Genomic DNA, 16,998 nt, shown 5'->3' with positions numbered 1-16,998 from the left:
GAGTTATAACTCCTCTCTTTCATACATTGAAACAACAGCTTGTGCGGCTATACCTTCTGTTCTTCCCAAGGCACCTAACCCTTCATTTGTCGTTGCTTTAATACTAATTCTACTAAGTGGAATACCTAAATCCTCACTCAGATTTTTTTTCATCTCTTCAATATGAGGCTTCAATTTAGGAGCTTCTGCAATGACCATGATATCTGCATTGTAGATTCCAAAATTTGAGTCCTTTAATAATTGTACCACTTTTTCTAATAATAGCCTACTAGAAATCCCTTTGAAAGCATCATCTTCTGGGGGAAAATAATACCCAATGTCTCGCATACCTGCAGCCCCTAGCATAGCATCCATAAGGGCATGAATTAACACATCCGCATCAGAATGCCCATCAGGACCAATAGGGCTATCGATAGATACACCACCTAATACGCAAGGTCGTCCCTCTTTGAAACGGTGAATATCATAACCATAACCAATTCGCATCATCGGTTCCACTCCTAAATATTTCTTAGCAATTGCCACATCTTCAGGGACTGTTAATTTAATATTTTTTCTATCCCCTTCCACAATGTGCGCTGGCTTTCCTTGAAACTCTACTAAGGATACATCATCGGTCCCTTTATATCTGTGTTCTTCCGCATATACATAGGCATCTAATAAAACAGCAGTTTGAAACCCTTGCGGTGTTTGCATTCCATATAATTCAGAACGTACTAACGTTTCTTCTACATATCCCTCTGCATTCACTCGTTTTATTGTATCTACCACCGGAATAGCTGGCACCGCTGCACCATATGCTTTAGCCCCCTCAACTACTCGACGAGCTAACTCCTTATTCGCTAATGGTCTTGCGCCATCATGCACTAATACAATCTCTGATCCATTCGATACTTGTGAAAGTCCAGCAGCTACAGAATCTTGTCGTTCTGCACCGCCAATAACATAGTGTACCGCCCACGGTACCTGCATGGCTTCTACTTGTTTTTGAATAGACAATTGATCGTCTTCCGATACAACGACGATAACTTCTTCTAAGCCTTCCCATTGCTTCATGTGATGTAAGTTCCATTGCAACACTGTATACTGTCCCAATGGCATACATACTTTATTCTCTGTATAGCCCATTCGGCGTCCTGCACCTGCCGCTAATAAGATACAACTAATCATGGTACTCCCTTTCTAGGAATTTGATTCCTCTACACGGGCAAAAATCATTCGTCCCGCACTGGTTTGTAAGACTGAGGTAACTACAACATTCACCGTTTGATCTACATAATCTACACCATTTTCCACAACAATCATAGTACCGTCATCTAAATAGGCAACTCCTTGATGTGGTTCTTTACCAGCTTTCATAATACGTACTAGTAAGGTTTCACCGCTCATCATTTTCGGCTTAATAGCATTTGCCAAATCATTTAGATTCAACACTTCAACACCTTGCAAGGTAGCTATTTTATTAAGATTAAAATCATTAGTTATCAGTTTCCAATGTTTATCCATACTAAGGCGAATTAATTTCAAATCTACTTCTGATAAGTCTTCATAATCAACATCTATGATTTCCATAGAATCTGTTAATTTCTCACGCATTGTCTGTAATAAGTCTAACCCTCGTCTACCTCGATTTCGTTTTAAAGTGTCCGCAGAATCAGACAATTTTTGTAATTCTTCTAGTACAAATACGGGCACTATGAAAGGACCTTCTAAAAACCCTGTATTTACAATATCTAAAATTCGACCATCAATGACAACCGATGTATCTAAGACCTTAGCAGAACAAGTTCGGCTTTCTTTTACTTTTGATTCTTTAGGTGATCTACCTTTATTGAGTAATCCTCTAAATGTATAAGATACCATGGCTTTATATAAGTCAGGCCCCTTATCCATGCCCAAACGAATCCCTATATATCCCAATACAGCACTGAGCACGATAGGTAAGTATGAGCCAATAATTGGTACCCTCTCAAAGGCCATACCAATTAAATTAGCAATAATGAGTCCAAATAATAATCCTACCGTGCCAGCTACTAGTTGTTGACTAGGAACTCGACTTAAAATACGTTCAATTTGTTTTGCTACGCTTAAGCCTAAGCGTAAAATATACTGGGACACTAAATAACCAATAATCGCCACTACTAAAATACTTATGGTATAGTACAATATCATAATTACAGATATCCCAAATACGCCCATTTGTAGCATCTTTTCATCCCATATAGGTACCATAAGCGTTGATAGTGCGTCTGCTCCGACGTACCCCATACTACCAAATAAGATAGCAATAGCATAGCGTAATAAATTATAGATCATAAGGTCACCTCCTTTTTTATACAGTATACTATCCCTACATGTGATTCTAATGAATACTTCATCGTAAAGACTCTGCACATAGGGCTAGAAAATACTTTTCATCACTTCTTGAATACTGGTAACGCCTTGTATGGAGATACCGTCTTGTATTCCTTTTAATTGTTTTACATTTCCAGCAGGGATAATAAATTGTTTAAATCCAAGCTTTTTTGCTTCTCCTATCCGTTGTTCTATGCGTGGAATACTACGAATATTACCAGTCAATCCTACTTCACCTAAAATCACCATATCTGGAGGTACTGGCTTGTTTTTTAAATTAGAGATAATCGCCACTGCCATCGCTAAGTCACAAGCCGGTTCATTAATTTTTAAGCCACCAATGATAGTGACATACACATCTTTATTCCCTAAGGTAAAGCCACAGCGTTTTTCTAATACTGCTAGGAGCAAAATCAGCTTATTTAAATCATAACCAATCGCAGTTCGACGTGGCATGCCAAATGCCGTAGAGACCACTAAACTTTGTACTTCTACCAAGATAGGTCGTACTCCTTCTAAGTAAGCCATGATGGCAGATCCTGTTTCTTCTTCTGACCGCTCTGCTAATAGAGTCGCTGATGGGTTGAGGAGTTCTCCTAACCCTTCTTCTTCCATGGTAAATAACCCTGATTCCGAAGTGGAGCCAAATCGATTTTTGATTCCTCGTAAAATACGGAATTGATAGGACCGTTCCCCTTCAAAATACAATACTACATCCACCATATGCTCTAACATACGAGGACCTGCAATAGTACCATCTTTTGTTACATGACCAATAATGATCACAGGGATATCTTGATCTTTTGCAAAACGTAACAATCTAGCTGTACATTCACGAACTTGACTGACACTTCCCGGTGCAGATTCTACAGAGCCTACATACATAGTTTGGATAGAATCAATCACAAGTAGCATTGGTTGACTTCGTTTGGCTTCATTCAATATGGTATCTAAATTAGTTTCTGCCTGCACTAACAGATTGGAAGAATTAATGCCTAGTCTATGAGCTCTCAGCTTTAACTGCATATCTGATTCTTCTCCAGATGCATATAAGACTTTACCTGACTCTTCTGCAATACGTCCAGACACTTGTAACAGTAAGGTAGACTTACCAATACCCGGATCCCCACCTAGCAAGATTAACGCACCAGGTACAATACCCCCGCCAAGAACACGATCAATTTCTCCATATCCGGAAGTAATTCGGGCAATAGCGCCTACCTCAATCTCTGTCAAAGCCTTCGGCTTATTATCTTCATCTTGAACCGGTCGATACGACGCTACATGTTTTGTTTTAACTTCCGGTTGCAGTTCTTCTTCCACTGCCGTATTCCAAGCACTACAAGCAGTACAACGACCAAACCATTTCGATGATTCATTTCCACACTCTGAGCAGAAAAAAACTGTTTTCTTTTTAGCCATATATACCCTTTCTTATAAAAATAATGCGCGTCACTGAAAAGAAACGCGCACTACTCTTCGGGCAACACCGTTTATTTCGTACCGAAAATACGATCTCCCGCATCACCAAGACCAGGTAAAATATATCCATGGTCGTTTAATTTTTCATCTAATGCAGCTACATAGATGCGTACGTCAGGATGCGCTTTATTCACAACTTCTACACCTTCTGGGGCTGCTACTAAACACATTAGTTGAATTTCTTTAGCACCTTTTTCTTTCAATAAAGAAATCGCTGCTGCTGCACTACCACCTGTGGCTAACATTGGATCTGTTACGATAATGCGACGATCAGCCAAGTCAGATGGTAATTTGCAATAGTACTCTACTGGTTGTAATGTTTCTGGATCACGATACATACCTACATGGCCTACTTTTGCCATTGGCATTAATTCTAATAAACCATTCACCATACCTAAGCCAGCACGAAGGATAGGCACAATACCCAATTTTTTACCTGCAATTTGTTTACCAATTGCTTTCACTAACGGGGTTTGTACATCTACATCTTCTAATGGCAAATCACGTGTGATTTCATAGCCCATTAACAAAGCGATTTCTTCTAATAATTGACGAAAATCTTTTGTCCCAGTATCTACAGAGCGAATCAACGTTACTTTATGTTGAATCAAAGGATGTGTCATTACATTTACGTTCATTTTACTTACTTCCTTTTTATTAATTACGCATACATTGGATATTTTTCACAAAGTGCTGCTACACGTTGTTTAGCCTCTGCTAATACAGCAGTATCTTCTGGTTGTTTCAATACTAAAGAAATGATGCTTGCAATTTCTTTCATATCTTCTGCATGTAAACCTCTAGTTGTTAATGCTGGTGTACCTAGGCGGATACCAGATGTAACAAATGGGCTTTCTGGATCAAATGGAATTGTATTTTTATTACATGTAATGCCCACTTCATCTAGTACATGTTCTGCTACTTTACCAGTTAAGCCAACAGTACGTAAGTCTACTAATAATACATGCGTATCAGTACCACCAGATACGATGGTAAAACCTTCTTGTTGTAAAGTTTCTGCCAATGTTTGGGCATTCACAATCACTTGTTTTGCATATTCTTTAAATTCTGGTTGCAAAGCTTCACCAAAAGCTACTGCTTTGGCAGCGATGACATGCATCAATGGACCACCTTGAATACCAGGGAAGATAGATTTATCAATCGCTTTCGCATACTCTTCTTTACACATAATCATGCCACCACGTGGTCCGCGCAATGTTTTATGTGTAGTGGTAGTTACAATATCAGCATACTCCACTGGGTTTGGATGCAATCCCGCAGCTACTAAACCTGCAAAATGTGCCATATCTACCATGAAAATAGCGCCTACTTCATGGGCAATATCTGCCATAGTTTTGAAATCAATTTGACGAGAGTATGCACTGCCACCACCGATAATCATTTTAGGTTTATGCTCTTGAGCAATTTTACGCATTTCCTCATAATCAATGCGACCTGTTTCTGCATCTACGCCGTAAGGAATAATATTAAAATACTTACCAGATACATTCACTGGAGATCCATGTGTTAAATGTCCACCATGGGATAAATTCATTCCCATAATCGTGTCGCCTGGCTCCAACAACGCAAAGTACACGCCAAAATTTGCTTGAGAACCAGAATGAGGTTGTACATTCACATGTTCTGCGCCGAATAGTTGTTTCGCTCTTTCAATAGCCAACTCTTCTACCATGTCGACATATTCACATCCACCGTAATAACGTTTATGTGGATATCCTTCTGCGTATTTATTTGTCAATACGCTACCTTGTGCTTCCATCACAGCTTGAGACACAAAGTTTTCCGATGCAATCATTTCTAATTTGTTGCGTTGACGACCCAACTCTAATTCAATCATTTCTTGAACTTTTGGGTCTTGCTGTTTTACATAGCTCATGGTAACCTCCTGTGAAAGAAACATTTCAATCTATCCTTTATTATAGTAATAATCCCCACCTTTTGCAAGGCAAATTACTGAATCACCTAACCGTACTTAGAAGGCAGCACTCATCTGTATCCCTAGGACTCGGTGTGGTACCGTAAAACCGTTTGGTACTTGTAATGGTGTGGACAAGAATATATTGTAGTTAGCACTTCCATAGTGCCCTTTCATACCAACAGCTCCGCCCCATAGCTCTGTACCCAAAATATCTTCCGTGGATTTACCGTACACTTTACCATAATCTAAACCTACATACACTGTATGATTCTGATTCAGTGATATATCTAAGGTGTTCCGTACATAAAATCCTTGTTCGGCTGATAAATTTCTATCACCAGTAAAGCCACGCACTGTATACCATCCACCAATGGTAAAGAACTCACTACTGTACAGCTTACTATTCGTATACTGTCCTTTCGCTTCCATTGTGTAGGTTGCTTTCCGATTCCAAAGAGTCAATGTACGCTGATAGTTCACTTTCCCCGTATATATATGATATTGTGTAGTAGCTTCTCCTAAATAGTCGGTAGGTCCAGGACTAGCCCACCAAGGAACACCTCTTTCATATTGCACCAACCAGTCTAAACTCCCATTCTTACCATATCGTTTTTGATGTATTCCTATGGACCAAGACGTAGTATTTCTCCGCTGCACATCAATTTCACTACCATTGATAAAAGAATGCCTTGTCTTATGTGTAAGACCTTGCACTAATTCTGTAATCTGTTGACTGTTTCTGTGCAATACATGTTTCCATCGTAATTCATCACTAGTAAAGTTACCGCTAGAAATAAATGGTTTAATGGCATAGGCAACCCGTTGTTGATAGTCTGAATTAGAATGGCTAAGGGTAATGCTATCATTTCCAATAGGTATTTGGTATGATACATAATTTGATGTGCTTGCATTGATACTATCTGAGTGTCTAGATTTCGTTAAGCTATAGTACAAGGTATCACTACGATCTAATAGTCTACCTACTGTGATGGACACATTCCCTTGCAAGCGCCCTGTTCCTTCATTACCGAAATTATCGAATCCGGTGTTGATTTCTACTTTGGACTTATTTTCTATCTGAAATACCACTATAGATGTACCTAACTTACTTCCCGGTTGTAACTGTACCTTAGCCTTCTGATGGGGCACTGCATTTAAATTATCTACAGTTTGTTCTATCTTCCGTATATTTAAGATATGCCCCTTATGAAAGGCTAATGCGTTTGTATAATTACCTGCCACACCCTTAAATTGTATTTCTTCCACAGTTCCTACCAGCAAAGATAAGCGAAGTGTACCACTCCCTATATTTTGAGGCTCCATATAGACCTTAGAGGTGACATACCCTCTATCTAGTAAGGCTGTGTTCAGTTCATCCAACACAGCGTTAATTGATCTTACCCCATACAATTGATGTTCTTTCTTAGCCACCATCGTTTGCAGAAAACTAAGTTCTAGCGGAACCCGTGATAGCTCGATATGATGAATTAAAAACTCTGGTTCATCACTTGACAATTGATTCATCTTTTGAGGTACTACCCCCTCTGTAAGGACTGTGAAAGCTGGTGTTTCCTTTTGCTCTACATGGGATATAGAACGCTCCATCTGGTCTAGCAATTTACCTTGCTCGTCTATAGTATTAGCATGAACACTATGAAAAAGCGCCCCTATACACAAACAAGCAAGGCCTGTAACTATTTTATGATTTGTCAATCCTAGACTCCTTCATATTAAAATTTGGCATACTCATTTTCTGGAACAATAGATGCTATCTTCTCTTCAGACAAGTTAGGACTCTTAATTCCTAATTTTTCATAAGACCAAAGGTCAAAGAGTTCATTGTCATAGGCTTGTTCTGCTAATACATCGTAACCAAAGTTATTGGAAATATGCATTTCTTCATCTAACATATAGGAGAACACCGTCCACGGTTCAAGATGGCAAGCAATAAATGCATTTCGCATGTAATTCGACCACAGCGCTAGTTGTTCCATCGTAGTATCATAAGTCGCCTTGGAAACCACTTTACGGTCTACCATCTCCTCAAAAGTAAGGTATTCACCGTCGACAATGATATACCCTAGTTGACGACATACCGTTCCATCATTCTCTACATATAAGTATACCCGATCATATGTACCTGGCAAGATAGAATACAAAATATCGTAACTATTTTGAAGATATTGTGGAATCAAATCATGAATATCTTCCCCTGCAAATTCTATAGCTGGATCTACATTAGCCATTTCCTCTTCCTCCTCTTGAATAAACTGAGACATGTCTATGTGCATAGTCCCTGTGATACATCCCTCGTGCGGTGCTATTGCATGCATGTGCAAAGGTTTCCCATCTGGAGAGAAATATCTCTCTTCCCAAGCATTTATCAAGGCTAGTTCATCAGTAAAATTATCTTCTGTGACATTGTCATATACATACGAGAGTTCGCCGGTGGAAATGTTAAATATACAATCTAAAGATGTATATTTTTTTTCTAAAATTCTATGCATATCATGAAACTCATTAAACCAATCCCAATAAGCAGCTGGCACTCTATAATCCACCGTACCTTCAAATTTTGATTGTATATTTTTTTCTTTAATCCATGTATTATCTACATACTCAATATAGATATTTAATTTTTTTTTATTAAATATTGTATCCAAATGAAAATACATGTTTTTACAGTCCTTAGAAATAAAATCTTTTAAATAGATTGCTTTTTTCTTAATTATATTATTTAAAATATCAGCTAAGTCAAGTGATTTAATCTTATTCTTGAGTACTTTTTCTGGAGTGATATTTTGTTTCTTCACTAAACTAGATGCTTCATAGTCCCAGAAAACACGACATTTATACCCTATCTTTTTATACTGCCAGATCAATTCTGGTGTACCATCATATGTATAATCTAGCGGAATTTCATGATAATTAATTTGACTATTTCCATTAAAATCCACTTCCAACTCAATAATATCCGAAGGGCAATCCTCCTCATCCTTTGGACTAATATAGGCGCTATTAGCTATTTCCCCTAACTCTAACCCTGAATATGAAATATCGTTTCGGAGATAATTAGAGACTATAAATAAATCATTATCAGTTATAAATGAATCGTCATTATATATAGCTATAAAGTCGCCCGAATATGATCCTAAATACAATTCAATATAAACTAGTATCTTTGACCAATTACCAGAGATATACCTATTTCCTATTTCTCTAGTTGCCTGTATTAACTTTTCTTCCATTAAAGATTTATTTTCTTCAATAAACATTATAATCCTCCATTAGGAATTGTCTTACTACGTTTTTGTCCATCAATAAAATAGATTATATTAAACTTCTTAGGTCTTTTACTTGCTCCATCATATACTACATTTATCGTTACCTCTACTTCTTTACCTTCTTTTAATGCGTTTCCCCATAGATTTTCTATTCTTTTGTATTTACTATTATTCACAATTGCAGCCATAGCAAGTATATTATCTATCTCTCCAGAACCAGCATACCTATTAGCTATCAGATGTCCACCATGATCGCCCGGTAATCGGTCATCACCACCTGCCTTTAATTGATCTCCTTTATTTCTCACTCCCTTTTCTAGACGCAACTTTCCTTGGGCTTTTTTTATACGACCTAATTCATCGGTTTGGTAATAATATCCTTTACTCTCATATACAATATTCTCTTTTAATTCTCTTGTTTTCGTACCCGGTTTATATTGCTCACCATTTCGATAAATATCTGGACTATCAGCTAAGTTTGTTGTATTAGTAGTAGGACTTGCCGTTTCAGTAGTAGATTGTTTAGAGGATACTTTTTTATTCGTTTCTATATTTTTATTAACATTTTTATTAGCCTTTGTATCCTTAGCTACCGCTTTAGCTTCCTTTCCAATCGATTCTACTTTATTTTCAATAGCATTTATCTTATTTACCTTGATAAGTGCATTTTCTTCATCAACAATATTCCCCATAGCAACAGCAGCTTCAAATGCTTTTTCGAACTTAACATGTTGAGGTGTAAATTCCATTATCTTTTGTACTTTATTTAAAAAATTAACTTTAGATAGCTTTATTTTATCTGGGCTTAATATAATGCTTGCTACTATTTCTGTTGCTTGCCCTAACAAGGCACCTTTTCTCTTATTATCATTGCTCCATGCAATCTCAGATAGTTCATGAGTTATCTGCGACAACTGTTCTCTATACTGTTGCATATTAGAAACATCACTTAAATTTTTCACTAATTTCTGCATATCATGTATCACGCCAAATGGATTAAATATTAATTCTTCTAAAAACTCTTTTTGGTCTTCTATATCGCTCTTTAAAGCATCTCCAAATCCGTCTCTAAAACCACCTAAAAACTCTCTTACATGTTTATTCTGAATAGCATCACCTAATGGCACACTCTTTTCATCGGTCGGCTGTATACTTAATTCATTTATTAAGATAGCATCATACCCTGTATAAATAATATTCTTTTTACCATTATTATTATTCTTTACACTAACTTTCTGGATTTTAAAATCCCCATGTATTGGGACTAGTCTTTTTTCACCTTTATTAACTAGATAATCCTGTCCAAGACCATTTTGGTCGGCTACCCATACAATATATCGATCTGGTAAATCTACAATCGAGACTTCTTCCTCTTCTCCATCTTTTAATATACTAAATTTTACATCTTTAATATCCTTAAAATCTATAGGTTCCTTATTAGCTACTTTAGTTTGTAATGCCCCTACTAACTGTACTGTGACTTCTCCATTATATCTTCTACGAGGTCCATAATGATTCCATTTCGTTCCAGCTTGTGCAATGCTAGCACCTTCTAATCCACTTCCACCTAATAGCTTATCTACAGTATAGCCAAGACTAGCAGATAGTAGTTGTGCTCTTGCTGGGTGATCTTTCGCTAATTTACTTATAGATTGCATCAATGCTTCATTCATACCACCAGATAGTGCACCAGTCGTAGGATTTCCTTTTACAATCGCTGATGTAATGGCACCAGATAGAGCATGTAATGCGACCTTTTCAGATGAACCATCTTTATAAATTCGTTGTCCTTTTGCATCTTTCATTTCACCAAATCTATGGATTGCTTCATTCATATACTTGCTGAATAATTTAGCTGTTTCTTGTCGTTCTGCAATACCTTGCTTATCAAAAATAGTGCCTAATGTATGTATCGAATCTTCTGTATTTCTACGAATGGTATCAAGATTTACCTCATGGTGTTCCACGTTAAGCACTCCCTTAGCTATCGCTGAATAGGTTATACTATTCGCTTTGCCACGTTCCCCAGGCATAAGCGTAGGTACCAATCCAAGTTCGTTATATTGCTTACTGCTTTTTCCAATCGTTGGATCCGCTAGATAAGACACTCCCTTAGATCCATAGGTATACTTCGCCCTATTCTCCATATCCTTCATAACTAACTGTTTTGTTTTCAGTATGTTCCTATCTGTTTTACTAGATAACAGGGCCCCTTCTAATGTGGTCGTATTGCCTACGGATATGTTGAATCCTATACTTCCTGCATAGAGTCCAGATTGGTGAATCACAGAGGTGTATTTGCTATCTATATCCGTCCGTTGCAAGGAGCTTTGTAACGATTTGAATGCACCTTTCTTAGATAGGCTAAGTCCCATGCCACCAGATGTAGTATGGTCTGTATAGTCATGTGTATCTTGTACAGAGTGAATCTCTAAATTTCCACCAATATTTGCTTGGATAGCCTCCCCTTTAAGAACACCATCTTTGATGTGTACATCCTGTTTTGTGTTCACTCCAAGGGTATTCGTTGCTATTATCTTTGTAGGATCATGGACTATGTCTGTACCGACTATACTACCTTTACTGCCACTGGCATTGACGGATATATCGGAGAATCGATGTTGTAAAAGGTCATAGGAAATACCTAGAGATCCTTGTTTCTGTTTCATACTTTGGGTCATCTCAGAAGTTGTTTCTTTGCCTTTCACATAGATACTTTTTGCCGAGTCTAAAGTAATGTCCTTGCCTTGTACATCGCTTCCTTCTATGTGGATATCATCCTTCTTAGTGGTAACACGAATATGTCCATCGGATACAACGGTCGATGCTTTTGCTATCTTACTATCTACATTCGTAGAGGCTTCACTTCTTTCTGTGCCTAAAGATAGATTAAGGTGTAAACTCTTGGCTTGGTCTTTCAGTTTAGATTTTTCTAAAGATGTCTTAGCATCGTCATAGGTTTTGTAGGCTAATAGAGCTTTCAATCGTTCGTCTTTTACAGAGTTTGCTCGTGTGAGTGTACCTACTGCATTGGTTGTAGTATCTACTAAGCGATTCGACAAAGAGAGAGTAAGCCCACTTTTAGAAAGTCTATGTGTTTCTCCTGTATGCGATGTGGTATACCCATTGCGGATTGTTACACCAGAGCCTTGGACCTGAATATCCCCTTTCGATGCTACATCACTAGCTTCTATTTGTGTAGATCCTGTAGCACCTAAGGTGACAGAACCAAAGCGGCTTCCAATGACACTGCCTTTGGCTATACTACTCTTAGCATCATAGGTATCTCTTTGTTTTTGTGTACCAATGGTAAGGCTAAGACCGCCATTACCAAAGATACCAGATTTACGTACTTCCTCACGATGAGTGGCACCAGATTCTTCTTGTGCTGATGTAATAGTCAAATTGCCTTCACTCGTAACCGTAACATCTGCATCACCCACTATATGGCTGGCTTTAACTAGTACGTCTTGCTTACCATCTACCTTAACAGTACCACTGGAAATTGTAGAACCTACGACTGTATCTGTACGTTTATGGTCATAGATATCCCGTGTAGTAGATGACAAGAACCCTCTATCTTTTTGATGTATCTCAGATAGTGTTTCATGACGCTCAGTACCATGTTCAATAGAGATTTTTCCTGCTTGTACATCTGCAAGCCCCGTTTTACTATGTATAGTACTTGCTTTCATGGATACATTGTTATCCATACGCACCTTTACGCCATTTTCTCCTTCAATGGTAGCTCCTAGATTCTGTTCTTCTATGACCATCTTACGATTGAAATAGTCACTACCTCTAGCACCTACTGCTACATCTGACAAAGTTCTATTCGTTACATTCGTAAGGATTAGAGAGTCCCCTGTAAGGTCTACTGTATGTCCCATCATACGGGAGCCTTGTAAGGTAATCTGACCCCCTTGCACTTGTACCGTATGTCCTTGTACGGTACTTCCTAGGTACTTAGTAGACTCTAAGGTCACTCCACTACCTATATAGCGATTTTGTAAAGCACGAGCAGAGACTTGTATATCCTTCCCTACTAGACCCACCGTACTACCACCTTGTATAGTAGCCCCTACAGAGCGTATGGTATCCCCTTGGATATGGATACCGGCGTCACTAGTGATACTTGCTGTGCCGTGTGCTGTATCTTGTCGATGTCCAAACGAAGTATTAGTGGTTATCTGTGTTTCATTACGGATATCCTTTCCTTCTATGTGAACACGGTCTTTGCCATGTATTCTACCAGAAGTATTTTCTAACGTATCTGTGTGTATAGAAACTAAATTACCATTGATACTCCCGTTGAAGTTTTTAACATTACCACCTACAATGGACAAAGAATCCTTTGCTTGTATAGTGCCCGTATTATCTACTTTTTGGCTTATTACCTGCACATCTTTACCTAAGACGATACTACCATCTTTGCGCAAATCTCCAGGTTGTAACAGGCTGTTAGGAATCCCTGAAAGTAAAGACTGATCATGACCTGTATATTTTGTAAGGGTATGACCACCTTGACGGAGTTCTTCTTTGGCGATTTCTTGATCTTCGTATCCATTGCGTAATCGAGTATACACTCGTTCTGGGTCTGCTTGTAATCTAGCGACCATATAGTCACTAGACAAAAATTGCTTTTTATCTGTATATAAAAGGTTATCTTCTACCTTAGCTACGGCAAGGGGATCCGTCGTCATGTAGAGTTGTTTTGATGGTTCCAACACTGGGGTCACTAATTTAGAAACATCTGTAGGTGCCACCGTAGTTTCAACCTTTTTATCTCGTATGGCATAAGCTGTTCCATCTGCCTCAAGTGTTGTATTGGTAAATGCATTCGACTGGATGCTCGTAGTTCCATGACTCCCTAATACAGCAATACGTTCACTAGATGGACTACTTTCAGCATCAAAGATGTCGTGATGTTCATAGGGAATATCTGTATGTCCATAAACCCACTTTTTACGTTTCCACCAACGTTTTTTCTGTTTATATTTCCAATAATGTCTATCTCGGCCTATATCATCATAGTGAACTGTCCCTTGATAGCCTGTGTTGGTAATGGAGTCTGCCGTAATTTGTAAGCCATCCTTCGCCATAATCTGGCTATATGTATTTTGCAAGTCTTGCCCTGTAATGTGAATTGCACCATCGCTCAGTATTCTAGATGTAGCGGTTTCTTCTTCTATGGTTCCTATATGAATTGTTCTATGGTATTTTCTATCTGCCTCATAATAATTAGGCTGATCTAGATGCGGTATGCCCTCATACTTATCTTCTTCTGAAATGGTCCACCCAGTCTTAAACACATCCTTATGATTTTGTATCTTAGGGGCTTTGATAGTGAGATTACCTTTGACAATGACATCAGAGGACCTATTTTCAAAGCTCTCTTTTCCCAGCACATAAGCATTACCGCCCACATACATATCTGAGCCAAAGTAAGAACCTTTGCTGTTGATATTCCGAATATGACGTCCTTGCACACGCAAATTACCTAGTACATGCCACAGTCCACTAGTGTTCGTCACATCCTCTTTCATATCTATCTCGGCATCGTTTTTTGCAAAGAGAATGCCTTTCGTATTGGCAAAGGTATTCCCTTGTATCTGTAGGGTATCTTCTGCAATGATTGCCCCTGTGTTTGTGTTTTCTACATTGCCTACGCCTAACTGCATCACACCATGACTGACCACATGGGACGCATCGTTCTCTAACGTATCTCCCGTGATATGCACACTAATACCAGCTTCTAATACAGAGGAATTGCTATTACGAATATGGTTTGTTGAGATATGTACATTCTGATTCGCCTTCATAATGCCCTTATGTTGTACAAGCTCGTTTCCAGTCAATTGGAGAGTGTCTTTACTTTCAACAAAGCCTGCATTGTGCATAGTGTTAGCAGATATATGCATTGTATGTGCCGCTATGTTCCCTGTGTTCTCTAGGTTTTCTGTATCAATACGAAGGTGATGGCCCCATAGTTCACTGCGGCGGTTACGAAAATTGTCACTAATGAAAGTACTATCTATCTGCTGTCCCCCATAGCCTTTGCCTACGATGTCTATATAAGATTTTCCTTGCAAGGTCATATGAGTGCCATTGATCACGCCTAATCCATTGACGGTCATACCATTAGGATTCACAATGACTACATCTGCTGGATTTCCTGCCACTTCTATATATCCCTTCAAAATAGATGGACTCGTAGAAGTGACCTCATTGATGATTGTCTTAGCACCATTCCCAGCTAGAAACATATTTTTATCTATATAACCAGCTAATTGAGTCTTTGTGTATTTCGTGGCATTATTGAGAATAAGACCTCGTTCTTTCACATTAAACTGTGTATATGCATTGTGAGAAACACCATTTCCATCAACACCGGCAATGTGTAGGATATCTATGCCATTCCGCGTCGTATCTAAGATAGGTTGACGATTCTTGGGGCTATTCGTATCTACAACAATAGGTAACTCTTCTTGTGTGTCCTCTACGACAACCTTGCTAGGTATATGAGGGATAGGTTGTATAGTAGGCGTATGTAAAGGATTCTCTAGTGTTGGTTTTGGAATATCTACGGGTGTTTCAGGCGTAGGTGTTTGCGATTCTATATGCAGTTTATCTTTTGATACTACTTGTATATGGTTTCGATCTACTTCTACCTGTTTCCCACGTACAGTGTTCTCCCCAGACTGAGAGCGTATGCCGCCTTGATACACAATAGAGTCAGTACCTTGGATTGTTATATTCTCCGTACTGGAAATCACTCCCTGTCCACGAAGATTGGTCACATTCGCCTCAATCTGTTTTCCTTGAAGATTCCCATCGTTGGTAAGTGTACCGCTTTGTATTGTCACAGTTTCATCACCCACAAGGGTGCCACGATTATAAAAGTCTTGGCTACGAATTTCCAATTCTTTAGCACTGTGAATGCTAGTAGGCTCTTGCTGTGAACCACCTTGTTCGATGGTGAGATTTCCTGCTGTGTCAATATGTAGGGTGCCTGCTATGGCATCGATAGAGCCACTGATATTAACACCTAATCCAGATTCTGTACCGATTAAAGAAATGGTATTTCCATACATGCCACCAAGAGCACCTACATCTAAGGCAACCCCTGTAGGTGTACTTTCCCCAGATTTCATGGCTGTTACAGTTCCATCTGCATAGTTCACTGTATTACGTCCTGTGACAGCACGAATAGAATCCTGTGCCACCACATCTGCATTGATACGTATCGTCTTTGCTAGTAAATCTACCTTTGAAATAGGGGTATATACATTAGCTCCACTTTGTTCTGTAGGTGCATTGATGGCCCCTGTTACCTCAATGTTTCCTTTCTCAATAACAAAGTTTTCTAATCGACCATCTACCATGTGTGGGACACCAGTGGTAAATGTGGCTTTTGGGGTGTTAATAAAATGAACTCCTTTAATAGAAATCCCGTTCGGATTAGCAATAACCACATCCGCTGGCTGTCCTACTACTTCAAAAGTTCCTGCTAACTGTGATGTAGAAGTCCCTACTACTTCGTTGACAATAAGGTTGGCAGACTCTCGTAAGTTAGGGTTTGCACTGATGGGTCCAATCTGAGTGCTTATCGTAGGTGTAGTAGCGTTGTTAAAGATAGCCCCCGTATCTGTAGAAAAGGACTCATACCGATTATGGGATACACCATGTACTGGATTGGTAATCTGTATAACTGGAACAGATTGACTATTATCCACCATTACCTCTTGACTGACAATGCCCTGTGCTGCATAGGTTCCTAATTGCAAAGACAATGTAATCCATAACGTTAAGAGTTCTTTTCTTTCTTTTCTCATATCTATACCTCTATTACATAATGACCATACCTCTAAAACCCGATATGTTCTATATTTTTATCTTATCATATTGATAAGGTGTATTGGAATAGTGAGTCAGTAT

General features: G+C 38.7%; 8 protein-coding genes. All 8 read right to left on the bottom strand.

Annotated elements, in window-relative coordinates; translation table 11 throughout:
- Positions 1-3: 3 nt before the first annotated feature.
- The gene (gene ispD, locus EO121_RS01535; RefSeq protein ID WP_127165528.1) at positions 4-1,170 is read right to left on the bottom strand and encodes a 2-C-methyl-D-erythritol 4-phosphate cytidylyltransferase; all 1,167 of its coding nucleotides are present in this window, start codon (positions 1,168-1,170) and stop codon (positions 4-6) included.
- Between the two features lie 12 nt (positions 1,171-1,182).
- Positions 1,183-2,316 carry a PIN/TRAM domain-containing protein gene (locus tag EO121_RS01530; protein ID WP_127165527.1) on the bottom strand — a complete coding sequence of 378 codons (1,134 nt, stop codon included), beginning with the start codon at positions 2,314-2,316 and terminating at the stop codon, positions 1,183-1,185.
- Positions 2,317-2,400: 84 nt separating this feature from the next.
- Positions 2,401-3,777, bottom strand: coding sequence for a DNA repair protein RadA (gene radA, locus EO121_RS01525; RefSeq protein ID WP_127165525.1), 1,377 nt, complete (start codon positions 3,775-3,777; stop codon positions 2,401-2,403).
- A 71-nt stretch (positions 3,778-3,848) separates the two neighbouring features.
- Positions 3,849-4,475, bottom strand: coding sequence for a uracil phosphoribosyltransferase (upp, locus tag EO121_RS01520; RefSeq protein ID WP_127165523.1), 627 nt, complete (start codon positions 4,473-4,475; stop codon positions 3,849-3,851).
- 23 nt (positions 4,476-4,498) lie between these two features.
- Complete coding sequence (glyA, locus tag EO121_RS01515) at positions 4,499-5,734, bottom strand: serine hydroxymethyltransferase (protein ID WP_127165521.1); 1,236 nt, start codon at positions 5,732-5,734, stop codon at positions 4,499-4,501.
- A 96-nt stretch (positions 5,735-5,830) separates the two neighbouring features.
- Entirely contained in the window at positions 5,831-7,381 is a 1,551-nt protein-coding gene (locus tag EO121_RS01510; RefSeq protein ID WP_164725824.1) for a ShlB/FhaC/HecB family hemolysin secretion/activation protein, read from the bottom strand.
- Between the two features lie 125 nt (positions 7,382-7,506).
- Positions 7,507-9,051 (bottom strand): immunity protein YezG family protein, encoded by a 1,545-nt coding sequence (locus EO121_RS01505; protein ID WP_127165517.1) that lies wholly within the window; start codon positions 9,049-9,051, stop codon positions 7,507-7,509.
- Positions 9,051-16,895, bottom strand: coding sequence for a filamentous hemagglutinin N-terminal domain-containing protein (locus EO121_RS01500; protein WP_127165515.1), 7,845 nt, complete (start codon positions 16,893-16,895; stop codon positions 9,051-9,053). Before EO121_RS01500 ends, EO121_RS01505 begins: the two co-directional genes overlap by 1 nt.
- Between the last annotated feature and the right edge of the window lie 103 nt (positions 16,896-16,998).

It is taken from the genome of Veillonella sp. CHU732 (assembly GCF_003992085.1).
Taxonomy (GTDB): Bacteria; Bacillota; Negativicutes; order Veillonellales; family Veillonellaceae; genus F0422.
Note: the sequence above shows the minus strand (reverse complement) of the source record. Positions and strands in the feature narration are given on the sequence as shown.